Source organism: Pseudomonas sp. S35, from assembly GCF_009866765.1.
GTDB lineage: Bacteria > Pseudomonadota > Gammaproteobacteria > Pseudomonadales > Pseudomonadaceae > Aquipseudomonas.
Genome location: NZ_CP019431.1, coordinates 2,466,699 through 2,492,637, shown reverse-complemented (window position 1 = coordinate 2,492,637; position 25,939 = coordinate 2,466,699). Strand labels below are relative to the sequence as shown.

At 63.6% G+C, this 25,939-nt stretch carries 19 protein-coding genes and 1 pseudogene; 17 read left to right on the top strand and 3 right to left on the bottom strand.

Annotated elements, in window-relative coordinates; genetic code table 11:
• Nucleotides 1–3: 3 nt before the first annotated feature.
• The 3 genes and pseudogenes from PspS35_RS11345 to PspS35_RS30280 form a co-directional block, all read right to left on the bottom strand.
• A complete protein-coding gene (locus PspS35_RS11345) occupies nt 4–624 on the bottom strand; it encodes a helix-turn-helix transcriptional regulator (protein ID WP_159934451.1) in 621 nt (206 codons plus the stop codon).
• A 375-nt stretch (nt 625–999) separates the two neighbouring features.
• A complete protein-coding gene (locus tag PspS35_RS30285; RefSeq protein ID WP_238786033.1) occupies nt 1,000–1,491 on the bottom strand; it encodes a hypothetical protein in 492 nt (163 codons plus the stop codon).
• Between the two features lie 313 nt (nt 1,492–1,804).
• Nucleotides 1,805–1,930 (bottom strand): annotated as a pseudogene (locus PspS35_RS30280) (helix-turn-helix domain-containing protein); the annotation flags it as partial.
• Between the two features lie 347 nt (nt 1,931–2,277).
• Between PspS35_RS30280 and PspS35_RS11325 the strand changes: the two are divergent.
• The 17 genes from PspS35_RS11325 (at nt 2,278) to PspS35_RS11250 (ending at nt 25,926) form a co-directional block, all read left to right on the top strand.
• Nucleotides 2,278–2,943: a response regulator transcription factor gene (locus tag PspS35_RS11325; protein ID WP_159934447.1), complete on the top strand. Its 666-nt coding sequence runs from the start codon at nt 2,278–2,280 to the stop codon at nt 2,941–2,943.
• Entirely contained in the window at nt 2,930–4,321 is a 1,392-nt protein-coding gene (locus PspS35_RS11320) for a HAMP domain-containing sensor histidine kinase (RefSeq protein WP_159934445.1), read from the top strand. Before PspS35_RS11325 ends, PspS35_RS11320 begins: the two co-directional genes overlap by 14 nt.
• 137 nt (nt 4,322–4,458) lie before the next feature.
• Nucleotides 4,459–4,659 (top strand): Flp family type IVb pilin, encoded by a 201-nt coding sequence (locus tag PspS35_RS11315; protein ID WP_159934443.1) that lies wholly within the window; start codon nt 4,459–4,461, stop codon nt 4,657–4,659.
• Between the two features lie 21 nt (nt 4,660–4,680).
• The gene (locus tag PspS35_RS11310) at nt 4,681–5,241 is read left to right on the top strand and encodes a prepilin peptidase (protein WP_159934441.1); all 561 of its coding nucleotides are present in this window, start codon (nt 4,681–4,683) and stop codon (nt 5,239–5,241) included.
• 15 nt (nt 5,242–5,256) lie between these two features.
• On the top strand, nt 5,257–6,162 hold the full coding sequence (cpaB, locus tag PspS35_RS11305) for a Flp pilus assembly protein CpaB (RefSeq protein WP_159934439.1): 906 nt from the start codon (nt 5,257–5,259) through the stop codon (nt 6,160–6,162).
• A 69-nt stretch (nt 6,163–6,231) separates the two neighbouring features.
• Nucleotides 6,232–7,764 (top strand): type II and III secretion system protein family protein, encoded by a 1,533-nt coding sequence (locus tag PspS35_RS11300; protein WP_159934437.1) that lies wholly within the window; start codon nt 6,232–6,234, stop codon nt 7,762–7,764.
• 17 nt (nt 7,765–7,781) lie between these two features.
• Complete coding sequence (locus PspS35_RS11295) at nt 7,782–8,438, top strand: CpaD family pilus assembly lipoprotein (protein ID WP_159934435.1); 657 nt, start codon at nt 7,782–7,784, stop codon at nt 8,436–8,438.
• Between the two features lie 15 nt (nt 8,439–8,453).
• A complete protein-coding gene (locus PspS35_RS11290) occupies nt 8,454–9,671 on the top strand; it encodes a histidine kinase (protein WP_159934433.1) in 1,218 nt (405 codons plus the stop codon).
• A 17-nt stretch (nt 9,672–9,688) separates the two neighbouring features.
• On the top strand, nt 9,689–11,050 hold the full coding sequence (locus PspS35_RS11285) for a CpaF family protein (RefSeq protein WP_159934431.1): 1,362 nt from the start codon (nt 9,689–9,691) through the stop codon (nt 11,048–11,050).
• Complete coding sequence (locus tag PspS35_RS11280) at nt 11,050–12,051, top strand: type II secretion system F family protein (RefSeq protein WP_202982126.1); 1,002 nt, start codon at nt 11,050–11,052, stop codon at nt 12,049–12,051. Before PspS35_RS11285 ends, PspS35_RS11280 begins: the two co-directional genes overlap by 1 nt.
• Nucleotides 12,048–13,001 (top strand): type II secretion system F family protein, encoded by a 954-nt coding sequence (locus PspS35_RS11275; protein WP_159934427.1) that lies wholly within the window; start codon nt 12,048–12,050, stop codon nt 12,999–13,001. Before PspS35_RS11280 ends, PspS35_RS11275 begins: the two co-directional genes overlap by 4 nt.
• A 26-nt stretch (nt 13,002–13,027) precedes the next feature.
• Nucleotides 13,028–13,891, top strand: a complete 864-nt coding sequence (locus tag PspS35_RS11270; RefSeq protein WP_159934425.1) for a tetratricopeptide repeat protein — start codon at nt 13,028–13,030, stop codon at nt 13,889–13,891.
• On the top strand, nt 13,891–14,421 hold the full coding sequence (locus tag PspS35_RS11265; RefSeq protein WP_159934423.1) for a TadE family protein: 531 nt from the start codon (nt 13,891–13,893) through the stop codon (nt 14,419–14,421). The genes PspS35_RS11270 and PspS35_RS11265 overlap by 1 nt, the downstream gene beginning before the upstream one ends.
• Nucleotides 14,421–15,011, top strand: coding sequence for a pilus assembly protein (locus PspS35_RS11260; RefSeq protein WP_159934421.1), 591 nt, complete (start codon nt 14,421–14,423; stop codon nt 15,009–15,011). The genes PspS35_RS11265 and PspS35_RS11260 overlap by 1 nt, the downstream gene beginning before the upstream one ends.
• A gap of 165 nt (nt 15,012–15,176) precedes the next feature.
• On the top strand, nt 15,177–15,299 hold the full coding sequence (locus PspS35_RS30515) for a hypothetical protein (RefSeq protein ID WP_275113844.1): 123 nt from the start codon (nt 15,177–15,179) through the stop codon (nt 15,297–15,299).
• Complete coding sequence (locus PspS35_RS11255) at nt 15,296–16,855, top strand: Tad domain-containing protein (RefSeq protein ID WP_159934419.1); 1,560 nt, start codon at nt 15,296–15,298, stop codon at nt 16,853–16,855. The genes PspS35_RS30515 and PspS35_RS11255 overlap by 4 nt, the downstream gene beginning before the upstream one ends.
• Nucleotides 16,856–16,890: 35 nt before the next feature.
• The gene (locus PspS35_RS11250; RefSeq protein ID WP_159934417.1) at nt 16,891–25,926 is read left to right on the top strand and encodes a beta-propeller fold lactonase family protein; all 9,036 of its coding nucleotides are present in this window, start codon (nt 16,891–16,893) and stop codon (nt 25,924–25,926) included.
• The last annotated feature ends 13 nt before the right edge of the window (nt 25,927–25,939 follow it).

Genomic DNA, 25,939 nt, shown 5'->3' with positions numbered 1-25,939 from the left:
GCTTCAGTCGGTGATAGTTGGGTTATGCGGTGTACTGCGATTGACCAATGCGCCGGCAATGGCTGCCAGCCAAGCGCGAGGCTGAGCGGAGCGCACGTGACGCAACATCAGTGCATCAAGCTTCAGGCAACTACGCCGCCGCCATTCATCTCTGGCATTGACCCGGCTGACCTCTGGTGACGCCCCCACCCCGATGGGGCGGGCGTCAGGATGCACCTTGCACTCACGCAGCACTTTCTCGACCGGGTTGCCTTGATCGAGCTTCCCTTCACTTTGCAGCTTCACCGCAGCAGCCAGATAATCGGCGCTGTCGCCAACGGCTTGGCCCAATGCAAGCCAGTCTTGAGGCCTCATCAACAGGAAAGCCGGAGGTACGCCCAAGGCGTGCGCAATACGATTGAGTGTGTGCAGGTCGGGGTTGGGGTCGAGCTCTGTTCGAGTCGACGTCAATGCCCTCAGGGTGCTGCGAGCAATACCCGTTTCACGGTGCATGCAGGTTGCCGTAACAGGACCTGGTGCGCCGCTCTCACGCTGTCTGCCGCCAATAGCCAGAGCGGCGCACAGGTTCTCGCCAAAATACTGCCCCAAGGACTTTGCGCAGGCGTCAGGTGTATGGCTGTCCATGTTGAATCTTCCGTAGTGCGATGACGGAAGATTAATCCTGGCAATGTGCCATCTCAACCCAAAATGGAGCGCTGGCACTCCACACATATATGACGATGGAGCGTAGATACTCCAATCAGGGCGATTTGGGCGGCGCGACAACGTCGAGATCGCAGGTGGGGTGCTGGTTGAACCGGGGGCGACATTTTTCGGCCACGGTGAAGGCTTTGCGCTTTTCGAGGGTGCTGAGGATGGCCATCAGGTCGTGGCAGATGAAGCTGTTGAAACGACAAAAGACGCCGCAGCGTCTTTTTCGGGAACCTGGCTTCAGGCTGCTTCGCAGACCATCGTTTTCAACGTTTCCTTAACCGGCGCAAGACGCGCCCTGAAGAGGAATCATTGTCTGGCTTGGCGAATCACAAGCTCAGTCAGACGGCTCTTAACTCGGAAGCAAAACTCGCGAATTTGAAATTGATAAGCCGGCATCACCATCTCGTTAATATCAGGGCTTATTGAGTCTTTAACTTCCATGTATTTACCCGTTTTGCTGGCAATGACCTGGTATTCCGCCTCGTACTTGTTGTAAGACGCTTTGTTGTAAACCTTTAAAACATCCAGCTCTTTGCGGCATTGCTCAGCGCTGTATGTGTTCGAGTTTGCCTCTGGTTTTGGCTGGCCGGCATGCGTCGAGACAGGAACTGGGGCGTCAGATTCATATCGCACCGTATATCCCTCAGACGGATTCGCGGGTGCCGCAGGGGCGACTTCAGCGGGTGCTTGATGGACGACGACGGGAGCTGGAGTCACGCTAGGTTCTTCTGGAGTTTTCGTAGCGCATCCCGAGAGGGCGAGTCCTACCGATACAACGATGCCACAAATTTTATTCATCGGTTTCACCAAAGAGGCAATTATAGTTGGCTGAGTCGTTACGTTCTGGGTAAGCGCTCATTCAATGATCAAGTGTAAAGTTTCTACCAGCCTCAAGGCGCTCAGCCTCTCTTCCTTGAGCGTGCAGCTAGGCGATAATAGTAAAAAAACAACAAGATGACGAGGAAAAGCTCTTCAAAAAACCCCAGGGTCCCTTTCCAGCAGCAGCGGTTGCAGGTCAATAACCCACGCAACGTGCTTGAGGAGGACGCCTTGGCGATTTATACCGCGGCGTATTGAGAGGCCGGCGCTGTAGCCTTCTTCGGGAGCGCCCTCAATTCCGGCGTAAGAGGGTATTTGGCGCGATGCCGAATGCCTTGCGAAACGCATGGCTGAAATGGGAGAAGTCAGAAAACCCGAAGTCCAGCGCCGCCTGGAACCGGCACTGACCCGCTTCCACTACACCGAACAAGTGCGCACCGCACGCCAGGTACAGCGCGACTACACCTTCACTCACCCGCGCTACAACCAGCAACACACCGCCACCGGCGACCAGGACCTGAACAACCCGCACAAGGGCTACCCACCAGAACGGCCCTGCGCCACACAAACGATCCATTCCTTTGTGCTAGAGCCCCCCGCCGTCCCCATAAAGCAATAAAAAACCATCTTGAGCATTTACTCCAGCGCCAACACAACTGATAATGATTCTCACTACTTAAGCTTAACAATTCTTAACTGAGCATTTTCCCCAACGCTTGGTACAAGACCCCCCTGCCTCTACCCCACACTAGAAAGGAGTTCTTCATGCGTGTTCTGGTGGTCGAAGATGACAGCTCAGTCAGTCACTGGCTTGGCAGCAAACTGCATGCCTACGGCCATAACTGTCGGTTGATAGACAACGGCGAAGGCGCGTTGCAGATCCTCAAGAACGAAGCCTTCGATGTGGTGATCCTCGACCGCATGCTGCCGCGTATGGATGGGATAGAGGTACTTAACCGCCTGCACGGGGTGGCGCGCCCGCCGATCCTGATCCTGTCGGCCAACGACCAGTCCAGCGACCGCGTGGAAGGCCTGCGCGCCGGTGCCGATGACTATCTGGGCAAGCCCTTCGACTTCACCGAGTTGCTGCTGCGCTTGGAGTTACTGGCCCGGCGTCACAACCAGACCGCCCAGGAAGACTGCATCCAGGTCGAAGACATGCAGATCGACCTGGCGCGGCGTGAAGTCACGCGGGCCGGCCGGCGCATCGACCTCACCGACAAGGAGTTCAAGCTGCTGCAAGTGCTCGCCGAGCATGTCGGCCAGACCGTGACGCGGGGCATGTTGCTGGAGAAAGTCTGGGGTTATCACTTCGACCCGCAAACCAACCTGATCGATGTCCACCTGTCCAAATTGCGCAACAAACTCGACAAGGGCTTCGAGCGCGCAATGATCCGTACCGTTCGGGCAATCGGCTATGTATTTGGTTAACCGCAACCTGAAACTGCTGCTCAACACCAGTAACTTTCGCCAAGCCACCACCATTGCCTTCATCTGCCTGCTGGTTGCCCTGGCATCGATCATCCTCAGCAACCAGTTGCTGGTGGTGGTGATGCGCAGCCATGTGCGCGACATGATCCTCACCGATGTGCGCACCCAGCAGTATCACGGGCGCTTGAGCGACGCCCGTGAAGCGGCGCGCAATCTGCTCAATGGCCAAGCCTTGGAAGTGCGCAAGGACCGCCATTCCATTGTCTTTGACGAAGCCGGCAACGCCCTGTTCGGTGACGCCAGCCTGTTGCCGCCGATGGACTGCCCCGCCCCCTGCAATACCAACTGGCGCCACGGCACACTGCTCACCGCCAAGGGCCGTGAGGCAGACATTCTCGGCCTGTTGATGCCCTTGCCGGGCGGCGGCCAGTATTTCAGCGCCTACGACTTGCGGCCCATGCTCGAACGCACCCGCATGATTCCGCTGATCGCCGGTGCGGGCCTGCTGGTCATCCTGCTGTCCATCGTGCTGATCAGCCTGCCGTTCAGCATGCGCAACCTGTACCGCATCAACAGCATCCGCGATGCCCTGGCGCGTTATGCCGGGGGCGATCACAGCGTGCGCGTGCCCTACGCCCAGCAAGGCGACGAATTCGACCGCCTGGGCCTGGAGATCAACCAGGGCCTGGTGCGCATCGACAAGCTGATGGAAGAGGTGAAGAACATCACCACCCACATCGCCCATGAACTGCGCACCCCCCTCACACGCCTGCAAAGCCGCCTGCTCAGCGCGGTGGACATGGTCGATGGCCAGGCACGCGTTGAGTTGCTGCAAGCGGTACAGGACAGCGAACGGATCCAGAACCTGTTCCGCGCGGTGATGCGCGTCGCTGAAGTGGAGACCGGGCGTCTGGCCTATCAATTCGAAACCTTCGCGGCCCACGGCCTGCTCAAGGATGTGGTCGAGTATTACCTGCCGCTGGCCGAAGAACGCTGCTGCCCGCTGCTGATTCAAGCCCCCGCCGACTGCTGGCTCTACGGCGACCCGGCCCTGCTGTTCCAGGCCATGGCCAACCTGATCGACAACGCCCTCAAATATGCCCCCGCAGGCCTGCCCATAACCCTCAAGGCCTTCCAGAGCCTGGATTACTGTTACCTGTGTGTCGCCGACCTCGGCCCCGGCATTGCCGCCGCCCAGCGCACCACCGCAGTGGAGCGTTTCCAGCGCCTGGACACCAGCGGCGGCACACCGGGCAATGGCCTCGGGCTGACCATGATCCGCGCCATTGCCGAACTGCATGGTGGAGACTTGATCCTGGAGGACAACCAACCTGGATTACGCGCCGTGATCCAGCTGCAAAAGCGCCCGACGGCCTGAAATAACGGCGTTCCTTAAGCATTCTTAATAATTCGGCTGTTGCTTGCCAATTGAGAATAAATCTTAATATCGCCACTTCGCCGGGCGCGCCTTTGCTCCCGGCACCTCTTTGATTTCAGCCCTTCAGGAGCCTCACCATGGCCAACCGCCTTAAAGCTTTTCTCGCTGACGAAAGTGGTGTGACCGCAATCGAATACGGCATCCTCGCCGCTGCCATGGCCGCTGCGATCGGCGTGATCTTTGGCTCCGAAGGGGTGTTCGTCACCGCGCTCAAGGAGCGTTTCGCTTCCATCGCCGACCAGATCACCAACACCAGCAATCCCGGTACCAGCAAGTAAGCGCAAGCGCCGGAGAGAGTCATGCCATCCACGCTTGCCATCTTGGTGCTGATCCCGGCCCTGTGCTGGGTCATCTGCACCGACCTGCTGTACCGGCGCATTCACAACACCTTGGTGCTTGTCCTGATCGCCCTGTGGGTCGCCTTGCCCGTAATGGCATTGCTCGGTCAGGGCCCTTGGGCCACGTTCGAGCGCAGCGCGGTCCTGCATGAGATCACCGGCTCCCTGACCGGTGCCGCCATCGTGCTGCTGGTGGGCTACGGCTTGTTCAGCCTCGGCCGTGTCGGTGCCGGGGACGTCAAGCTGATGGCGGTGATGTGCCTGTGGATCGACTGCGACGACCTGATGGCGTTCCTCATCGTCACCGCCCTCGCCGGCGGCATGCTGGCCCTGGCACTGCCATTGCTGACGCTGGTGGAAAACACCTGCGCACAGGGCTGGCTGAAGGTCGGCCGACGGTACCCGCAACTGAATATTGCGGTGCCCACGGTGCTGACGGCAGATCGTCCGCAAGGCATTCCGTACGGCTTGGCCATCGCCAGCGGCGCGTTCTACACCTTGCTGTTTCCTATTCACTCTTGACCTCGGGCTGACCCCATGAAAACCCCCTCCATTCTTCTGCTGGCCGGTGCGCTGGTCGTGGCCGGCGGCGCGGCCCTGCTCGCCCGGGCCTTGCTCGCCACCCCGCCGCAACCGCCGGTGGTGCAACAGGTCGCGGCGCCGGTCGTCGAGCCCGAGCCCAAGCAGGCGATTCTGGTGACCTCCCGCGACATCAAGCCGGGCGAATTCATCGACACCGCCAGTGTGCAATGGCAAACCGTCGACCAGAAGCACTCGCCCCTGCAGTACTTCCTGCGCGACCAGGACACCATCGACGTGGTGCTCGGTGCGACCGTGCGCCACCCCATCGCCAAGGGCCAGCCGCTGATCAATAACCTGGTGGTGCGCCCCGGCGAACCCGGCTTCGTGGCCGCCGTGCTTAAACCCGGGATGCGCGCGATTGCCGTGCCGACCAATGCCGTGGCCAGCAGCTCCGGGCTGGTGTCGGCGGGTGATCGGGTCGATGTGATCCTGAGCCTGAGCCTTGCCACCGAAAACAACAAAACCACCGGCGCCAGCGACGGCCTGCCAAAACTGGCCTCGCAAACCCTGCTGCGCAACGTCCGTGTACTGGCCCTGAACAACGTGGCCCGCAGCGAGATCAGCCTGCGCGAAAGCCCGGCTGACCTGGCCTTGCGCAAGAAGCAACGCCGCGACACCGAGTTCTACGAAACCGTGACCCTTGAAGTGCCACCGTCACAGGCCGAACGCCTGGCCCTGGCGCGGGAAATCGGCACGTTGCAACTGGCATTGCGCGGCATCGCAGAAACCTCCAACGGTCGCCCGCAACAGGGCAATGACCAGGCGATCACCTTGCGCCAGGCCACCCAGGTCTACGACGGCTTCAACCCGCCGATCCAAGCGTTCCGCGGCGAAAAATTCGAAATGGTCAAAGTCAACTAAGCCGACCTTCACCCCTATTCCCAGCCAGCCCTGGTGCTGGCCGTAACCGCCCATTCGGAACCCGACACCATGAAGTTCGCCTCGAAGACTCCGGCGTTGACGCTGGCGTGCGCCCTGAGCATCAGCTCGGCCTGGCCCATCATCGCCCTGGCCGAAGAACCTGCCCAGGATTTCCCCGAAGACCAGATCATCGGCCCGGTACATCCGGACACCCCCGAAGATGCCCTGGCCGACCGCGCCGAGCAGGGTTTCTACACCCCGCCGGCCCCGCGCCCACGCCTGCCGGCCAAGCTCACCGAGGTCAAGGAAACCGAAGACGTGCAGTTGCTGGTCAAGCAAGGTCGCTTGCTGCAACTGCCGCGTGCGGCGGCCAAGGTGCTGGTGGCCGATCCCAAGATCGCCAGCTTCCAGATGCCCTCCAGCAGCAGCGTGTTCCTGTTTGCTGAAGGTGCCGGCACCACCACGCTGTACGCCCTCGACCATAACGACGATGTGATCGCGGCCATTCGCCTGGTGGCCCACCATGACCTCGCCGCCCTCAGCGAGCAGATCAATAACGAGATCCCCGGCGCCCACGTCGAGTTCGGCCCCTCGTCGGGCAATGGCCTGATCGTGCGCGGCCAAGTGCGCACCCCGCAGCAGGCCAAGCAAGTGATCAGCAGCGTGCAGGCCTACCTGGGCTCCAGCGACGACAAGAACGGTGGCCAAGGTGGTGGCGGCGGCGGTGGTGGTGGCGGCGCGGGCGGTGACGCACCGCCGCCACGGGTGATCAACCAACTGAAGGTCGAGCTGTCGGCCCAGGTCAATATCAGCGTGCGGATCGTCGAAGTATCCCGCAGCCTCAGCAGCCAACTGGGCATGAACTGGGAAGCCACGCTGAAGAACAACAACTACTTCTTCAGCAACGCCAGCAGCCTGTTTACCGCCACCAACAACGGCATCACCCCGCTACGCACGGCCACCAATGCGGTCGCGGGCGGCTCCCATACCCGTGGCTCCACCAGCGTCGCCGGGCTGCTCACTGCACTGTCCGAAGACGGCCTGGCCACGGTGCTGGCCGAACCCAACCTCACCGCCATGTCGGGCGAGACCGCAGGCTTTGCCGCTGGCGGTGAAGTGCCGATCGTGATCATCACCAACAACAACGTGAGCATCGAGTACAAACAGTACGGCGTGATCATGCGCATGACCCCTACCCTGCTCTCGCCCAACCGCATCAGCCTGCACGTGGCCCCGGAAGTCAGCGACCTGTCGGATGAAGGCGCCGTGACCCTGGAAGGCAACGTGATCCCGGCATTCAAGGTGCGTCGCGCCGACACCACCGTGGAACTCGCCAGCGGCCAAAGTTTCGCCCTGGCCGGCATGCTGCGCAGCAACATCAACCAGAGCGTCACCGGCGTGCCGGGGCTGAAAAACATCCCAGGCCTGGGCCGTCTGTTCGAAACCGAGACAAGCGACCAGCAAGACACCGAACTGGTAATCATCGCCACCGCCTACGTGGTCGAGCCCACCAGCCCCGGCGACCTGCAGACGCCCGGACGCGGCATTCGCGCCCTCGACACCCAACTGCCGAGCCAGGCGTCCGCCGGCTACCTGTACTGAGTCACGGAGAGATGCCCATGTCTGCGATCAAACCCTTGCTGTCCGTGCTGGCCGGCGCCCTGCTGCTGAGCGGCTGCGACCACCAGGTCCACAAGATGCGTGAAAGCCGCTTCCAGCCCTATAACCAAGCGCAAGCGCCCAGCGTCAAGCCGCAAGCCCTGATGGCCGCGCTGCACACCAGCCCCGGCGGCAGCCTCACGCCCGATTCCCTGGCCAACCTCAACACCCTGTTGCGCAGCCAGGGCCGTCTGCATAACCAGACGCTGACGCTGCGGCCCTTCACCCCGGCCGGTGAAACGGTGAGCAAGCGCCTGGCCACGGTCCTGCGCGAACTCGGCACACCGGCCCAGCAGATCATCGTCGCGCCGGTGCAATTGCGCACCGGCAACGCCACTGACGAAGACCTGCAAGTGGTCTCCGAAGCTATGGTGGTCACGGTGCCCGATTGCGCGGTTGCCGACGGCCAGAACTGGACCGTCAAACCGTTCCAGGCCACCGGCCAGTTGGGCTGCGCCAACCGCGCCAATATTGCGCGCATGGTCGCCGACCCCCGTGACCTGGCCCGCGCCCAGGCCCTGGACAGTGGCGACGGCAACACCGCCGTCAACAGCGTGACCCGCTACTACGACGATGAGCCGCGCGAACTGCTCGACATCGACTTCAGCAAGAACTGACCCGGGAGCCACGCCATGAACCACTCGCAAACCCCAGGCAGCCTGCCGGACCTGCTGCTGTTCGCCGCCAACCCCGAGCAAACCCGGCTCTACGGCGAGCACTTGGTGCGCCTTGGCTACCCAGCCGAATGCGCGCGCGCCGGGGGCGTTGCCGCCGCCATCAAATGGACCCGTGCTCACCCGGTCCCCGCCTTGTTGCTGGTCGACCTGGATGACGAAGCGTTGCCGTTGCACGCGATCAACGAACTCAGCCAGAGCTGCGACCCCGCCTGCCAGATCATCGCCTTGGGCAGCCGCCAGGACGTCAACCTGTACCGCACCTTGCTGCACCACGGGCTGTTCGACTACCTGATCAAACCGGTGCCGCTGGACCAGTTGGCCGATACCCTGACCCGCGCCGCCGGCAGCGAACAACACCTGCCCGCGCGTACCGGCCGCACCATCGCCGTCACCGCCGCCAGTGGCGGCGCGGGCACCAGCACCGTGGTCAGCGGCCTGGCGCGCCTGCTCTCGGAACAACGGCATACCCACTGCGCCGTGGTCGATTTCGACCGCGCCAACGGCGACCAAGCGTTGCTGCTCGGTTACGAAGGCGAAGCCGGACTGACCGCCGTGCTGGGCAGTGAAGAAATCGACACACGCTTCCTGCAACGCTCCATGGGCCAGATCAACGAACGCCTGTTCCTGCTTGCCCAGGAAGCCAACTTGCAGCCCGCGCCGGCGCTGGACACCGACCACCTGATGAACCTGGGCGGCAACCTCTGCCACATGTTCAACCAGGTGCTGTGGGACTTGCCCGCCGGGCGTCCGTCGGGTGCCCTTGAGGTGCTGGCCAACGCCCAGACCCGCATCATCCTCACCGACCTCACCGTGCAGGACGCCCGCCACACCCTGCGCCTGCTGCGCGAAATCGGTGATGAGAGCAGCGGCCAACACCTGTTGCTGGTGGTCAACCCGACGCGTAATGCCGGGGCGGGCCTGATTGACCGGGCGCAGTTCGAAGCCTTCGTGGGGCGGCGCATCGACCTGGTGCTGCCCCATGTCGGCACGGTGTTGAGCCAAAGCCTGTTGCGCGGGCCATTGAGCCTGGCGGGCGTACCTGCGTTCGAAAATGCCCTGCTCGACCTCGCCGACCTGGCCTGCGGCCGCCCACCGGCAAAACGCTCCGGCACCCCGCTGAGCATCATCAACCGCTTGAAGCACGCCCTCGGGCGCCCGCGTACAGCGGCCTGAGCCGAGGAGACCCGAGCATGCTCATCCGTCAACCGAAAAAACCCCAGGCGCGCCCGACCCCAACACCGGTGGCGGCGCCCACCCAGCAGGAAGTGCGCGCCACCAGCGTGCAGCGCAACCACGCAAGCAAGGCCGTGGACCTCACCGCCATCGCCCATCGCAAGCTGATTCGCAGCCAGCTGTACGGCCAGATCGACCCCCTCAAGGCTGCCAGCCTGGGCCGCGACAAACTGCGCGTGCAGATCGAGTCGGTGATCCGCCGCATCTGCGACGACAACCGCTTGCAGCTGTCGCGCCAGGAAGAAGAAAGCATCGGCGAAGAGATGCTCAACGAAATGGTGGGCATCGGCCCGATCCAGCCGTTGCTCGCCGATGACTCGGTCAACGACATCCTGGTCAACGGTGCCGGCCAGGTGTTTGTCGAACGCTTCGGCAAGCTGGAGCTGTCGCCCATCACCTTTATCGATGAAGAACACGTGTTCAACACGGCCCAGCGCATCGCCGCCGCGGTGGGCCGGCGTATCGATGAAAGCCACCCGATGGTGGATGCGCGCCTGGCCGACGGCAGCCGGGTCAACGTCATCACCTACCCGCTGGCCATTGACGGCACCACCATCTCGATCCGTAAGTTCATGCGCCGCAACATGTCCCTGGAGATCCTTGCCGAGCGCGGCGCCATGTCGCCGCAAATGGCCGAGGTGCTGCAACGGGCAATGCTGGCCAAGCTCAATATCATCGTCTCGGGTGGTACCGGCGCGGGCAAGACCACCTTGCTCAACGCGTTGTCACAGAAGATCAGCGACGCCGACCGCATCATCACCATCGAAGACGCCGCTGAACTGCAACTGCAACAGGTCCACGTAGTGCGCCTGGAAACCCGCCCGGTCAGCGCCGAAGGCACCGGCAAGGTCGACCAGCGCGACCTGGTGCGCAACGCCCTGCGGATGCGCCCCGACCGCATCATCCTCGGCGAAGTGCGCGGCGGTGAAAGCTTCGACATGCTCCAGGCGATGAACACCGGCCACGACGGCTCGCTGTGTACCGTGCACTCCAACACCCCGCGCGACGCCATCATGCGCATGGAAAACATGGTGATGATGGCGAGCATGCAACTGCCCCTGGAAGCGATCCGGCGCCAGATCGCCAGTGCGGTCAACCTGATCGTGCAGATCGAGCGCATGCGCGACGGCGCCCGACGCGTGGTGTCGATCACGGAAATCTGCGGCATGGAAAACGACGTGATCCAGACCCAGGAATTGTTCGGTTTCAAGACTACCAGCGTCGACGCCAAGGGCACCCTGGTCGGCGAATTTGTCGCCAGCGGCCAACGCCCTCAGTTCTACACCAGCCATGCTCACTTGTTTGAAGGGCACTATTGATGGACGCCCTTCTCGACCTGTTCACCCTGCTGATATTTGTGTTGGTGCTGCTGGGCTTCCTGGTGGCGCGTAGCCTCAACGGCAAGCGCCAGAGCGCCGAGGCCAACCGCTTGCGCCTGGAACGCCTCAAGGCCCTGTTCGACAGTCATGAAGCTTTGGCCGCCAGGTCTACCGGGCAACTGGCCGAGGCCGAAGACGTGCTGCGTGAACTGGAAAACCCGCCGCTCGCCAACCTGCCACTGCTCGGCCCCGCCATTGCACGAGTGTGGCTCGACCTGCGGGTACTGGGATGGCACAAGACCTTGCGCATGCGCATTATTTTGCTGAGTTTGTGCAGCCTGATGATCGCCGTTGTTCTGGGCCGCGACACCCCAATGCCGCTGCTGTTCGGCAGCCTGTTCGGGCTGCTGGCATTCTTTGGCATCGGCAATGTGCTGTACCGCAACGCACTGGGCAAGCACCTCAAGGAACTCAAGTTGAGCCTGCCCCAGGCCATCGACGCCATCACCCGCACCGCCCGTGCCGGCGTGCCGATCAGCAACGCGTTCACCCTGGTGGCGGAAAACATCCCCGGCCCGCTCGCGGTGGAATTTGCCCTGATCGACAACTGGCTGCGCCTGGGCGTACCACTGCGCCAGGTGATGCAGGACTCGACCCTGCGCGTACCGCTGAACGAGTACCGGTTTTTCGCGGTGATCCTGATCATCAACCAAGAGGCCGGCGGGCGCCTGGGCGAGACCCTGGATCGGTTGTCAGCCACCCTGCGCGAGCGCCATGAGTTGCAACTGAAGATCCAGGCCAAGACCTCCGAAGCCCGCGCCTCGGCGAAGATTGTCGGCGCACTGGTGCCACTGTCCCTGGGCTACATGTACGTCAATTCACCCAAGGACTTTCACTTCCTGCTTAACGACCCCACCGGCAACAGCGTGCTGTTCTATGCGTTCGGCAGCGTGACCCTGGGCCTGTTGATCACCCACATGATGGTGCGCAGAGTCCTATGAACCTACTCGATGATCCCTTCGCCCAAGGCGCCCTGGGCCTGCTGTTGTGCGGTGTGGGCGTTGCGCTGATCGGTGCTTACCGTCAACAGCGGCCCGATGGTTTGGCGCTGCGCCTGGGCAAAAAGAACGCCGATGCCGCAGCGGTCGACGACACCATTGTGCGCGGCCAGGGCCTGCAACTGTCACCACGCCTGCGCGCGTTGCTTGTGCCGGTTGCCCGAGTCGGCGACCAACTCGCCGGCACCGCCAGCGACCGCGAACACTTGCGCCGCCTGCTGGGCATGGCCGGTTTTCGCAGTCGCGAAGCCCTGGGCCTGTTGATGAGTGGCAAATACACCTTGGGCCTGGCGTTGCTCTGCGGCGTGCTGTTCGGTGTGCTGGAACCCGGCTCGCGCATGAGCCTGAACGGTATCGCCGGCGGCCTGATCGCGTTGTTTGTCGGCGCCACATTGCCGGAGTTGTGGCTCAAGGTTCGCGCCGGCCGCCGTGGCGCACGCCTGGACCGCAGCCTGCCGGACGCCCTGGACTTGATGGTGATCTGCGCCGAAGCCGGCCTGCCGCTGGGCCGTGTGCTGCAAGTGGTGGCCCGCGAGATCAGCCTGTCCGCCGTGGAAATGGCCGATGAGCTGCGCTACACCCAGGCCGAACTGCAGATCCTCAGCGACCGCCCCAAAGCCTTGCTCAACCTCGCCGAACGCACTGGCGTACGCAGCGTGGAAGTGATGGTCGCGACCCTGATCCAGGCCGAACGCTACGGCACGCCATTGTCCCAGGCGCTGCGCACGATTGCCGATGAAAGCCGCAAGACCCTGATCCTCAACCTTGAAGAAAAGGCCGGCAAGTTGCCGGCGCAACTCAGCGTACCGCTGATGACCCTGATCCTGCCGCCGATCATCGCGATGATGGGCGCCCCGGCGATGGTTCGCATCATCCGCCTGCTGGGCAGTTGACCTTGTTTTTTCGGAGCCCTACCGCCATGTCCCGTGCCCTGCCCGCCGCGCTGTTGCTCAGCCTGTTGACCCTCAGCGGTTGCAGCAGCCTGCCCTCCCTTCACCGTGATACCGGCGCCGTCGCCAGCCTCGACAGCAAAGAAGCCAAGGAAGCCCTGCGCCTGGCCCGTGTGCTACGCGACAACGGGCGCCTGCCGGGCGCCTATGAAATCTATGAGCGCATGGACCAGCGCCAGCAGCTCAAGGGCGTGTACCTGATCGAATACGCCAGCGTTGCGGCCCAAGTACGCTCGCCACGCGAGACCTTCGCGCTGTACGACCGGGCGCGCCAGGAACTGGGCGGCAACCTGCAAGCCATGCCCGGCGACCAGCGTGTGGCCCTGTGCAGCGGCCTGGCCCGTGCGCGCCTGGCCATGGGCGGCGCAGCGCTGGCAGCCAAGGACTTCCAGTGCGCCCTTGATGTCGAGCCCGACAACCCGCAAAACCTCAACGGCCTGGGCGTAGCGCTGAATATCCAGGGGCAGAACCAGGCCGCACGCGACGCGTTTGAAAAAGCCTTGGCCATCGACCCGTCGAATGTCGCCGCCACCAATAACCTGGCCCTCAACTGGCTGGCCAGCGGCGACAGCGCCAAGGCCATCGGCCTGCTCAACCAGCCCCGGGAAAGCCGCGAAGCGTCGCTGAAACTCAACCTGGCCCTGGCTTACGTGCTGGAGGGTCACGACGACACCGCCCGCCGCGTGCTGCTGGAAAGTCTTGATCCCAGCTACGCCGAACCGATCCTGCGCGACTTTCAGGCCACCCGCGAGCGCATCACCCACGGCGCGCCGCTGGCCAGCGAACTGCTTGCCGCCAGCCAGCGGCCCCTGGTGCTGACCGAGCAACGCTGATGGCCAATGCCTTGAGACGTCTGTGGCGCGGGCAGGACGCTGTCACCTCCACCGAAACCGCGTTCATCCTCCCCGTGCTGTTGTTTGCGGTGATGATCCTGTTCGAACTGGCGCGCATTGCGATGGTGATCGGTATCGGCAGCCTGGCCCTGGAACATGCGGTGCAGGATTTTCGTGCCGAGAAAAGCTTCTACCTGAAAAGCGCCGACACCCTGCAAACGGATATCGAGACGCGCATGCTCAGCTACTCCTATGGCTTTCTCACCGAAGACAACCTGGAGATTGACGTGCTGCCCTTCGACAACCTGCACCTGTTCGGCCAGAACCGCCAGAGCGCCACCGCGGAAGAACAGAAGGAACAGGCGCAAAATTTTAAGTCGCCGCCGATCCTGAGCATCACCGTCGACCTCAGCCAGACCTTCATCACCCCGCTGCCCAGCCTCTTCGGGCTGGGCAGCGGCTTCCAGTACCAATACCGCCACCTGCTGGGCAACCTGCCCAGCGAAGACCCGACCGAGGATGACAGTTGATGCGCAACCTGCCCCGCCGCCAACGCGGCGTTGCCATGATGGAGGGCATCCTGGTGTTGCCCCTGCTGATCGGCACCGCCCTGGTCAGCGCCGACCTGTACAACGTGCATCAGGCACGGGCCTATATGGAACAGTCGGCCCACAACATCGCCTCGGTCCTCGCCGCCCAACCCACACTGGACAGCGACGGCCTCGACGCCCTGCTGCGCCAGGCGGCTTCGCCAAAGATCCTGGGTGATTATCAACTGGTGATCAGCAAGGTCTCGCTGGACCGCAACATGACCTGGAAGCCTCTGCAACGCGGCAGCGTCACCGGGATCTGCCCCAGTTACAGCCAGGGCAAGCATTACGTCGGCGGCTTGCCCGAGGAACAGCTGCCGAGCGATGACGCCAATGGCAACACCACCACAAGCGTGCGCTCATTGGTGGTGGTGCAGTTGTGCCGTAATACCAACACGTTGCTGCTGGGCAGCGGGTTGTTGATGGACAAGGACATCGAGGCACTGGCGTTCAGCCGCATGCTGTATGACGAGCCGGAGCTGGACAAGCAATTGGCCCGGGAGGCGGGGTTGGATGAGGATGCGGGTTGAGTGTGATCGTTCTCACGCTGTCCCTGAAAAACGCAGATCCAAATATGCACGGGCCGCCACGCTTTCACTCCCCGTATTAAGCATTCTTAATGAACCAGTGATTGCCCGATGTTGGGAATAGTTCTTATCTTTGCCGCCACTTGCGCAGCCCACGATGAGCCCCCGATGACACGCCCGCTTTCCCGGTTCCCCACTCAATGGTTGTTGCGCCTGCTGGTCAACGCGGGCCTGGCCTACGAAGGCCTGCACCTGCCCTGCGACGTGTTGTCGGTGGTCAAGCCCAAATGAAAAACACCCTCAAGCGCCTCTGCCGCGATCAACACGGCGGCGTTGGACCGTTCATGGTATTGGCCATCGGTGGCGCCCTGCTCGCTACTGCCTACGCCATCGACCTGTTGCGCATGACCAACAACGCCGCCCAGGTCAAACGCGCCACCGACGCCGCCGCCATCGCCATCGGCAACCAGCAGTTGATGGACAGCCGCAGCACGCCGGCCGAGTTGAAAAAAATCGCCTGGGGCTACGTGCAGAACAACCTGGGCATGGACAGCGACCTGTTCGAGCAACTGGAGTACGACTCGCTGAAGGTCAGCAGCGCCGGCGGTGGCGATGAAAAGCCTCTGACCTTGCGCGTGGAAGTCAGCCTGCACGCCCAGGCCGTATTGATCGGTGGCGAGCGACGCCAGCAGCACGTGCATTCCACCGTTGAAGTGGTGTCACGGCCCACCGAAGTGGCGCTGATCCTGCCCACCACCCTGAGTGAAACCACGCCCAACCTTGCCGCCCTGCGTCGCCTGGGCAAATCCTTCGCCGGTAACTTGCTGGGGGAAGACAGCAACGAAGACAGCGACGCCAAGGTGTGGCTGTCACTGATCCCCTACAGCCAGTCGGTCAACGTCTACGACCCCAAGGACCCGCAGCGCATCAACCGCTGGGCGGCGCCGGGCGCGCTCAACCCGATTGAACTGCGCAGCCTGTTCCGCACCGGCTACAGCAGCCTGGCGGACCGGCGCATCCCCGACCGGCGTGCCAACCTGCTGTGTGTCTACCGCGGCCTCGGCCTGGGCCAGAATTACTACTGGGATCAACCACCGGCCGGGCAATTCAAGATCCACTACCGCCACGACCTGCCGGTCAATGGCAGCCCGGGCGCGCCGGCGATTTCCTGGCGTGGGCCCAACCCGGATTTCGGCCAGGCCGACGGCGTGGTCGATACGCGCTTCATGGTCGCCGATAGAGGCTGCCCCAATGCCGCCCTGTTGCCCCTGACCCAGGACCGCGAAGAAATCGACAAACGCCTGGACTTGCTCAGCACCCGCTTCAACACCAACTACGCGATCGCGATGGGCTGGGCCGGCTCGGCCTTGTCACCGAACATGCGCGGCGCCAACGGCTGGGGCGACAACGAATTGCCCCTGGACTTCAACGAAGACGGCAATGCCGACAACGTGAAGATCATCGTGATGCTCGCCAACACCACCGGCGACTGGTTCGACACCGACAGCTACAACGCCGAAGTCGGCCAGGCCATCGACGGCGAGAGCAATACCACGCCGTCCACGGAAGTCGCCGGGCGCCGCTTCACGCGCCTGTGCGACAGCTTTCGCCAGCGCAACCTCAAGTTCTACTTCATCGGCGTGCGCCCCGGTGACCCGCAGAACTTCGGCCGCCAACTGTTCGACCGCGTCGCCGGCCCCGGCCTGCGGGTCTGCACCAACGGCGACAAGAACATGGTGTTCGCCGACGCCGAAGACTTCGCCGAAGGTGAGGACCAGATCGACACCCTGCTCAAGAACATCGCCGACAAGATCAAGCATGAGCGTTATGCGCGGCTGATCGAGTAATGCCCACGCCTCCATTTTCCGCCAAGGATCTCGCCATGACCGCGCCCACTCTGCCCCGCTCCCCACGCCCGCACACCCTGGCGCTGGCCCTTGAACCCCGGATGATGTTCGATGCGGCGGCAGTCGCCACGGCGGCCGATACCTCGGCCCAGGCCGAAGCGCAAAACCAGGCGCCGACCCTGAGCGCCGACGCCAGCCATGCCACCTACACGGTGGGCACCGATGACGCGAACGGCGTGCAAGTGTTCAAGAACGCCAGCGCGTCCACGGTAGAAAGCGACCAGCATTTCGACAGCGTGCAGATCAGCGTGGACAGCAGCAACAGCAAGGAAGCGCTGGTGATCGACGGCAAGACCATCGAACTGGCAACCGAGGTCAGCAGCGCAACCACACAAAATGGCTACAGCTACAGCGTCACCACCAGCGGCGGCCAGACCACCATTACTCTCAGCCTCGCCTCCTCGACCACCGCCGCCGACACCGCCGCAGACCTCAAGACGCTGGTCGACAACATTCGCTACAAAGCCTTGGACACCAGCATCGACAGCGGCGCGCGGACCATCACCCTGACCAGCGTCAAGGACGACGGCGGCACCGCCGATGGCGGCAAGGACACCACCGCCCTGGCGGTCAGCTCCAGCATCAGCCTGGTCAACGACACCAACCGCGCTCCCGTACTGGCCGATGCCGGCGTGCCCGACCTGGCCCAGGCCGCCACCCTCAAGGACCTGGGCACCAGCAAGGAAATCGCCTACTCCAGCGACGGCAAGCACCTGTACGCCGCCGGCACCTCCGGCACGCTGGTGACTTTTGCCGTGGACGAGCATGGCAACCTGAGCAGCGAACAGGTGCTCAAGGGCGTGGCCAACCTGAGCAGCGTCAGCGACCTGAGCCTGAGCGCCGACGGCAAATCGCTGTATGTGCTGTCGGGCAATAACCTTATCACCCTGGATGTGACGAGCGACGGCACCCTGGGCAATGCGCGCAGCACCTCGACCAGCAGCGCGATCAATATCGCCCTGTCAGCGGACAGCCAACAGCTGTACCTGACCACCCAGTTCGGCGGGATGCAGGTGTTCAATCGCGACACCGCCACCGGCAACCTGACCAGCCTCCAGACCCTCAATGAAGGCACCCTGGGTGGCGGCCGCAGCCGCACGATCTACAGCACCGGCGACTATGTATTTGTCGTCTCCGGCACGAGTCTGGTCACCCTGCAACGCGGCAGCGACGGCACGCTAACCAAGCTGTCCCTCGGCACCCTGAGCGTAGGCATCACCAGCTCCACCGCCACTGCCCTGACCGCATCAAAGGACGGCCAGTTCATCTACCTGAGCGATGCCAGCCGCGGTCTGATCCAGAGCTTGCAACTGCGCGACAGCAGCGACGGCAAGGAATTGGTGCTGGTGGACAGCGACAGCCTCACCGGCGTCAGCAGCCTGGCCTTGTCCAGCGACGGCAGCCGCCTGTTCGCCACCTCCAGCAGCGCCGGTACCTTGAGCGTGTACCGCGTGGGCGCCGACGGCAGCCTGACGCTGAGCGGCACCCTGGCCGATGTGCCGGGGGCGGCCACGGTGAGTGCGTCGCCGGATGGCCAGTCGGTGGTGGTCGGCGGTACGGCCCTCAACCGCTTCAGCGACCTGCCCAACTACCTCACCGGCACTGACGCAACGGTCGCCAGCGGCGTGAACCTGACGGATGCCAACCTCGACCGCCTGAATGCCGGACAGGGCAACTACGCGGGTGCAAGCTTCACCCTGCAACGCAGTGGCACCGCCGACAGCGCCGACAGCTTCGGCCTGGCCAGCGGCAACGGCCTGACCTTGTCCGGCAACCAACTGCTCAAGAACGGCCAGCAGGTCGGTACCTTCAGCCAGAGTAACGGCGTGCTCACTGTCAGCTTCAGCGACCAGCTGACCAGCGCCGAAGCCAATGCCGTGCTGCATCAAGTCACCTTGCGCAACAGCACGGTCGCCGATGGCAGCGTCATCAGCCTGAGCCTGTTGGCCAGCGATGGCGCACTCACCAGCCAGGCGCTGACCCTGGCCCTGCTGGCCGGCAAGAACAGCGCACCAACCCTGAGCACCAGCGTGGTCACGCCGGTACCGTACGACACCGCCAAGACCCAGACTGCACTGTTCAGCGATACCGCCGTGAACACCGGCGAAGTCGGACAAACCCTGCTGTCGCTGGAGGTGAATGTAACCGGCGTGCAGAACGCAACCCATGAGTACCTGATCGTCGACGGCAGCCGCATCGACCTGTCCACATCGGCCAACGGCACTACCACCAGCGGCTACAGCTACAGCTACGTGAGCAGTGGCGACAGTGCCACCCTGCACATCAGCCGCGACAGCGGTATCAGCAGCACCGCCGTGCAAACCCTGGTCAACGGCCTGCGCTATGTGAACGACAGCAGCGACGCCGTCAGCGGCAGCCGTACGTTCACCCTCGGCACCCTACGCGACAACGGCGGCAGCGCCAATGGCGGCGCCGACAGCCGCGACCTGGGCATCAGCAGCACCCTGGCCATTGCGGTGAACAACGCGCCCACCGCAGCGGTGGACCTGAGCGTCGACACCCGCCTGTACTACTTCAACGGCAGCCTCAGCGGCTACAGCGATTACGTCAGCGGCGTGAGCCTATCCAGTGACGGCAAGACCCTGCTGGTGCTCGGCACCAGCGGCAGCAACAGCAGCGGCACCAGCTATTTGCGCGTGTACACCCGTGACCTGCTGACCGGCGCCTTGAGCCTGGCCCAGACCTTCACCCAAGGCACCAGCGATGACCCGGCCACCGCCGCCATCGAGGTCGATGGCCTGAACACCATGAGCACGCTGACCGTCTCGGCCGATGGCAGCGCGGTGTACGTGGCGGGCTCCGCCGGCGCCAGCGCCAACCTGTTGCTGTTCCAGCGCGATGCCAGCAGCGGCCTGCTGAGCTTCAATTCGATTGTCGCCAGCCAAGGCCAAGGCACCAGCGGCCTGGACGCGGCGGTCAGTGAGATCGTGCTGTCGGCCGACGGTAAGTCGCTGTACACCATCAACGGCGTCAACGGCCATGATGCGAGCACCGGCAAGAGCGAAGTGGCGATGTTCAGCCGCGACACCACCACCGGCGCCCTGACCTTTATCGGCTCCTACGTGGGTGGCAGCGCGGCGCTGGGCCTCAACGCCCCTACCGGCATCGTGGTCTCCGCCGATGGCCAATCGGTGTACATCAGCAACGCCAGCAGTTCCATGCTCACCGTGCTCAAGCGTGACACCAGCAGCGGCGTGCTCACCTACGTCGGCGTCGTCAACCAGGCGAGCATCGCCGCCAGTGCCGAGGCCGCCAACCAGCCCAGTGACACGCGCTACCTGCAAAACCTGCAGGATGTGGTGATTTCCCCGGACGATAAATTCGTCTACGTCACCTCGGGCAACTTCGCCTTTGTCTCGATCTTCCAGCGCCAGGCCGATGGCAACCTGAGCTACGTGGGTTCAGTGAATGGCTACCCGCTGGCCAATTCCCTGGCCCTGCGTGAAATGGCATTGTCCGCCGATGGCTCAGTGCTGTACGTGAGCACCTATGGCGGCCAGTCGTTGCTGGTGTTCAGCCGTGATACGCAAACCGGGCAACTGACCTTTGTGGAAAACCTCAAGGGCAACAAGAACTACAACCACCTGGCGGTGAGCAGCGACGGGCTGAATATCTACACCGGCACCTCGTCGTTTATTGCCGGGCTCGACGTGCTGAGTGCCAAGGCCAGCAGTACCTACATCGAGCAACAGGCCAGCCCGTTCGCGACGAACCTGAGCTACAGCGATGTCGATCTCGACGCCCTCAACAGCTACCTGGGCGCAAGCATCAACGTGGTACGCAGTGGCGGTGCCTCGGCGGATGACGTGTTTGGCCTGAGTGCCGGCAACGGCCTGAGCCTGGTGGGCAACCAGATCCTGTTCAACGGCGACGCCATCGCCGAGGTCAGCAACAACGCCGGCACCTTGAACGTGACCTTCACCGCTGCGGTGGACAAGGCTCAGGTCAACCGCGTGCTGCACCAGTTGACCTATACCAACGGCGCCGCCAGCGAACCGGCGCGGGTCGACTTGCAAGTGACGTTCAGCGACGCCAGCAAAAGCGTCAGCACCGCGCTGGTGCTGTGGCGCACCGAGGCGCCGGTCGACTCGGCGCAACTGCCGAGCATCGGCGGTGCCTCGGGCGCCCTGGACTATGCCGGCACCACCCAAGAAAGCGTGCTGGCCGGCACGCGGGACAGCGTGGCATCCAGCGATGGCAAGTTTGTGTACCTGGTGAGCATTCCTTCCGAAGGTGCATCCTCGGTCAACGTGTTCAGCCGCGCCGCCGATGGCAGCCTGACCTTTGTGCAGAACCTGGCGGACACGTCCATCGCCGGTCTGGCCGGTGCGCTCAAGGTGCACCTGAGCGGCGACCAGAACAGCCTGTATGTGATCGGCAGCGACGCCAACAGCCTGGTGGTGTTCAACCGCGACAGCAGCAGCGGCAAGCTGACCCTGGCGTCGACCCTGGCAGGCAGCGACGGCCAGACCATCACCGCGGTCTCCAGCCAAGGCAGCCTGGTGTTTGTCGCCGGCGCCGATGAGCTACGCGTGTATCAACAAGACAGCAACGGCCAATTGAGCCTGCTCACCACCTACACCGACGGCGTCGCCGGCATCGACGGCCTGCAAGGCGTGGCACAACTGCTGGTGTCGGCCGATGGGCGCTTCCTGTTTGTCGGCGCCAACGGTGACAACAGCATTGCCACGGCCTTCGCGATCAACAGCGACGCCAGCCTGAGCCTGATCAACAGCCTGGCCGGCAGCAGCGCCGACAGCAGCTATTTCATCAAGGCGCTGAGCCTGTCTGCGGACGGCAAGAGCCTCTATGCGCTGAACAACGACACCGAGCAAACCCTGCAAGTGCTGGCCATCGGCGCAGATGGCCGGCTGAGCCTGGCCGGCAGCGTGGCCCTGGATGGCAGCGTCACCGACATCCAGGTGTCCGCCGACGGCAGCGCAGTATTTGCGGTCGGTAGCCAGGTGCAACTGTTCAACCGTGACAGCAGCGGCAACCTGAGCCTGCGCCTGAGTGTCGACCGCTGGGAAAACCCGTGGAACATCAGCTTCGCCGACCTCACCAGCGTCAGCCTCAGCGCCGACGGCAAGCAGCTGTATATCAGCGGCACGGTGAATTGGACCGAGACGTTGCTGACGCTCGACATCGGCCTGCCCGACGCCACCTACACCGAGGGCGACAGTGCCGTGGTGCTGTTGCCCAGCGGCCACCTCGCCGACGCGCAACTGGACGCCGCCGACGACTACAAGGGCGCCAGCCTGACCGTCACCCGCGAGGGCGGCGCCAACGCTGCAGACACCTACACCTTCGCCGACGGCAACGGCCTGAGCCTGCTCAACGGGCAAATCTTCAAGGGCGGCGTGGCCATCGCACGCTTCAGCGAGGCCAATGGCGTATTGAGCGTAACCTTTGTCGCCAGCACCTCGGCGGCAGATGCGCAGAACGTGCTGCGCCAGATTGCCTATTCCAACAGCAGCCAGGACCCCGCCGGCGCCGGCGGCAAGCCGAGCTTTGCAATGGTGCTGAACGACGGCGATGGCAACAGCGCCACCGTTTTGGTGAAGGTCAACCTGATCGGCATCAACGATCCGGCGATCCTCGACAGCACCGTGCTCGACCCGACCCTGCACGAAGACGACGAGTTCGTCAGCCTGTTCAAGGACACCACCATCGACACCATCGAAGCCGATCAAAAGATCTGGCAGGTGGTACTCACCCTCGACGCCGCCAAGGCCCATGACCTGCTGCGCGTAGCCGGCGAAAAAATCGACCTCGACACCGCCACCAGCGGTACCCGCCAGACGCCGAGCGGGTTGTCCTACAGCCTATCCATCAGCGGCAACGTCACCACGGTGACCCTGTACCTGATGCGCTCGGCCAGCGACACCGCCACCGTCATCGATAGCATCGGTTTCAACAACAGCGGCAGCGACTTGAGCGGCACCCGCACCATCAGCCTGACCCTCAACGAATACACCGGCGAGACCGGGCCAACCCGCACCACCCTGGGCGAAACCGTCAAGGTCAGCCTGGCCGGCCCAAGTGAACCCAACACCGCACCGACCCTGGGCAACAGCGGCAACGCCAGCTACACCGAACGCGGCGACGCGGTGGCGATCGCGCCGAATGCCGTGGTGCACGACGCCCAGATGGACCGCTTCAACAACGGCCTGGGCAACTACAACGGCGCGACCCTCAGCGTGACGCTCAGTGGCGCCACGAGCCTCGACAAACTCGCGTTTACCGCCGGTAACGGCCTGACCCTCAACGGTACGGCCCTGCAAAAGGACGGCGTGACCATCGGTGAACTGAGCAATGCCAACGGCGTGCTGAGCATCCGCTTCAACGACGACGCGGGCGCCATCCCCACCACCGCCGACGTGCAGAACGCGTTGCGCCAGATCACCTATGCCAGCGACAGCCACACCCCAGCGGCCAGCGTCGCCATCAGCGTGACCCTGAGCGATCGCAGCCTCAGTTCCAGCGTGCTGGCGCTGACCTTGAACATCACCGCGATCAACGACACGCCGGTAGTGGGCAAAGACCCGCTGCTGTCCCAGGGTGACCTGGCAATCGTGCAGAACCTGACCCAGGTGCCCGGCCTTGGCAGCCTGACCGGAGTAAGCCTGTCGTCCGACGGGCGCAGCGTCTACGTGAGCGATGGCAGCGGCGCCATCGCCCTGCTCGCCCGTGACCCGGTGACGGGCAGTGTGAGCTTCGTGAAAACCCTGGCCAACAGCGGCCTGGACTCGGTCAAGCAACTGCTGGTCTCGGCCGATGGCAACCAGGTCTACGCATTGGGCGGCAACAGCGGCAACACCCTGGTGGTGCTGCAACGCGACACGATCACCGGCGAACTGAGCGTAAAGCAAACCCTCACCAGCGACGACAGCAACAACTATTCGCTGTTCAACCCCATCAGCGTGCAGGAATCGGCAGACGGCAAGAACGTCTACCTGCTGACCGATAACGGCGTGACCATCCTGAGCCGCAGCAATGGGCAGTTGAGCTACCTCAACAACCTGGGCAACGATGCCTGGTCCGCGCCTTACCAGCATCAACCCGTGGCACTGGTGACGGCTGGCGACTATGTGTTTGTGGTCACCGACCCCAGCTCCGACAACTTCGCCAATACCCTGATCGCCTACAAACGCGGCGCCGATGGCAACTTGAGCGTGGCCGGCTTCGTGCGCGACACCCAGGCCGACAGTGCTGGCAAGACCGTGTCCATGGCCGATCCAAAGCACCTCGCGGTGTCGGCCGACGGTCAGCTGATCTACGTGGCCGGGGCCAATTCGGTGCAGGTGCTGCGCTTCAATGCCGCCGACGGCAGCTTTACCGACCTGGGCATCCGCGCCAGCGGTTTGGCCACGGTGACTGACATGGCGCTGTCGGCCAACGGTGAGTTGCTCTACGTGAGCAGCAGCGATGCCAGCGTGCAGCGCTACAACACCGCCAACCAGCAACTGAAATTGATCAACACCGTGGGCGCCGGCGATGCGCCGGCACTGGTCAATGCCGGCGCCATCGGGCTGTCGGCTGACGGCGGTGTCGTGGTGCTGGGCAGTGGCATCGCGGTGCTACACGCCGAGGCGATGGCGCCGATCCCTTATGAAATCGGTACAGCGCCGGTGGCCTTCACCGAGCACCTGTTGCTATCGGACGCCGAACTGGACGCAGCGAACAATTACCAAGGCGCGAGCATCAGCGTCAGCCGCAGCCCGAGCGCGGTGGCCGATGATCACTTCGGCTTTGCCGACGGCAATGGCATCCGCCTGGTGGACGGGCAACTGCTGCAAGGCGCGCAGGTGCTAGGGAGTTTTGTCGACAGCGGCGGCACGCTGACCCTGACCTTCAGCGCCGCTATCAGCAGCGCCCAAGCCCAGGCAATCCTGCATCAACTGACGTACAGCAACAGCGCAACCACCACCGCCAACGGCGCCCTGGTGCTCAGTGTGGTGCTGAACGACGGCGCGCAGAACAGCCAGGCGCAACAGGTGACGCTGCAGGTCAATAACCCCGAGGCAAACCTGCCGCCAGTGGTCAGCCCCGACGGTTATGTACCGCCGAGCGCCGAGGCCGGTAAGCCGTATCAGGTGGTGTTGCCGACAGGGCTGTTCAGTGACCCGCAGGGCGACGTGCTGACCTGGCGCGTGGACGGCCTGCCCGACGGGCTGCAATTCGATCCGGCCAGCCGCACGCTGTCCGGCACCCTGGACACGGTGGGCACGTTGCGCCTGACGGTGGTGGCCAGCGACCCGTCCGGCGCCAGCGCGTCGCGTGCGCTGGTGCTGGAGGTCAAGGCGGCAAGCGTGATCCCGGTCGTGGCCGAGCCAATCAATACGGTGACACCGGTAGTCCCCGGCCAACATCCCGGCTGGATCGCCCCCACGCCCCAGCGTGGGCAGCCAGCCGCTGACATGGACCGCGCGCTACAAACCCGCTTTGTGACGGCCCCCAGCGAGCCGCCGGCACTGCCGACCTGGCTCGGCCTGGGCACGCTCAATGGCTTGCAGGACCACGACCTCGCCGGCCTGGAACGCGCCCGCCTTGCGCCGACCCTCGATGCCCTGCGCCCAGTCGAGCGCGGCGCCCTGCTGACCCGCTTCCAACTGCCCGACAGCGTGGCCGGCCATACGGCCGCCACCTTGCGCCAGGCCGACGGCAAGCCGTTGCCGGCGTGGATTCGCTTTGACAGTCGCAGCGGCCAGATCCAAGTCGAAAGCCGTCACCTGGCCGAGTTGCAGCGCTTGAAGTTGCGCCTGGAAACCCGCGACAGCCAAGGCAACCGTGTGCAAGTCCCAGTGGAATTGCAAGTGCATGACGACGGCAACGTGAGCGTCGAAACAGCGCCCACGCCAGCACCCGAGGCCCAGGCCCAGGCCGCACTCAGCGAGCACCTGCACGCCAGCGGCCAAAGTGGCCTGTTTGCACGCAGCCAGGCGCTGCTGCGTGCGCTGTTCGGCGGTGATGACAAAAACGCCGCCTGAAACGACCGGGTTC

Bases quoted from the DNA above. Each gene is read 5' to 3' on its own strand.
- PspS35_RS11295 (WP_159934435.1), top strand. From the start codon at position 7,782: ATGTCTGCGATCAAACCCTTGCTGTCCGTGCTGGCCGGCGCCCTGCTG.
- PspS35_RS11255 (WP_159934419.1), top strand. From the start codon at position 15,296: ATGAAAAACACCCTCAAGCGCCTCTGCCGCGATCAACACGGCGGCGTT.
- PspS35_RS11300 (WP_159934437.1), top strand. From the start codon at position 6,232: ATGAAGTTCGCCTCGAAGACTCCGGCGTTGACGCTGGCGTGCGCCCTG.
- PspS35_RS11345 (WP_159934451.1), bottom strand. From the start codon at position 624: ATGGACAGCCATACACCTGACGCCTGCGCAAAGTCCTTGGGGCAGTAT.
- cpaB (WP_159934439.1), top strand. From the start codon at position 5,257: ATGAAAACCCCCTCCATTCTTCTGCTGGCCGGTGCGCTGGTCGTGGCC.
- PspS35_RS11260 (WP_159934421.1), top strand. From the start codon at position 14,421: ATGCGCAACCTGCCCCGCCGCCAACGCGGCGTTGCCATGATGGAGGGC.
- PspS35_RS30285 (WP_238786033.1), bottom strand. From the start codon at position 1,491: ATGAATAAAATTTGTGGCATCGTTGTATCGGTAGGACTCGCCCTCTCG.
- PspS35_RS11325 (WP_159934447.1), top strand. From the start codon at position 2,278: ATGCGTGTTCTGGTGGTCGAAGATGACAGCTCAGTCAGTCACTGGCTT.
- PspS35_RS11320 (WP_159934445.1), top strand. From the start codon at position 2,930: ATGTATTTGGTTAACCGCAACCTGAAACTGCTGCTCAACACCAGTAAC.
- PspS35_RS11275 (WP_159934427.1), top strand. From the start codon at position 12,048: ATGAACCTACTCGATGATCCCTTCGCCCAAGGCGCCCTGGGCCTGCTG.
- PspS35_RS11250 (WP_159934417.1), top strand. From the start codon at position 16,891: ATGACCGCGCCCACTCTGCCCCGCTCCCCACGCCCGCACACCCTGGCG.
- PspS35_RS11280 (WP_202982126.1), top strand. From the start codon at position 11,050: ATGGACGCCCTTCTCGACCTGTTCACCCTGCTGATATTTGTGTTGGTG.
- PspS35_RS30515 (WP_275113844.1), top strand. From the start codon at position 15,177: ATGACACGCCCGCTTTCCCGGTTCCCCACTCAATGGTTGTTGCGCCTG.
- PspS35_RS11310 (WP_159934441.1), top strand. From the start codon at position 4,681: ATGCCATCCACGCTTGCCATCTTGGTGCTGATCCCGGCCCTGTGCTGG.
- PspS35_RS11285 (WP_159934431.1), top strand. From the start codon at position 9,689: ATGCTCATCCGTCAACCGAAAAAACCCCAGGCGCGCCCGACCCCAACA.
- PspS35_RS11290 (WP_159934433.1), top strand. From the start codon at position 8,454: ATGAACCACTCGCAAACCCCAGGCAGCCTGCCGGACCTGCTGCTGTTC.
- PspS35_RS11315 (WP_159934443.1), top strand. From the start codon at position 4,459: ATGGCCAACCGCCTTAAAGCTTTTCTCGCTGACGAAAGTGGTGTGACC.
- PspS35_RS11265 (WP_159934423.1), top strand. From the start codon at position 13,891: ATGGCCAATGCCTTGAGACGTCTGTGGCGCGGGCAGGACGCTGTCACC.
- PspS35_RS11270 (WP_159934425.1), top strand. From the start codon at position 13,028: ATGTCCCGTGCCCTGCCCGCCGCGCTGTTGCTCAGCCTGTTGACCCTC.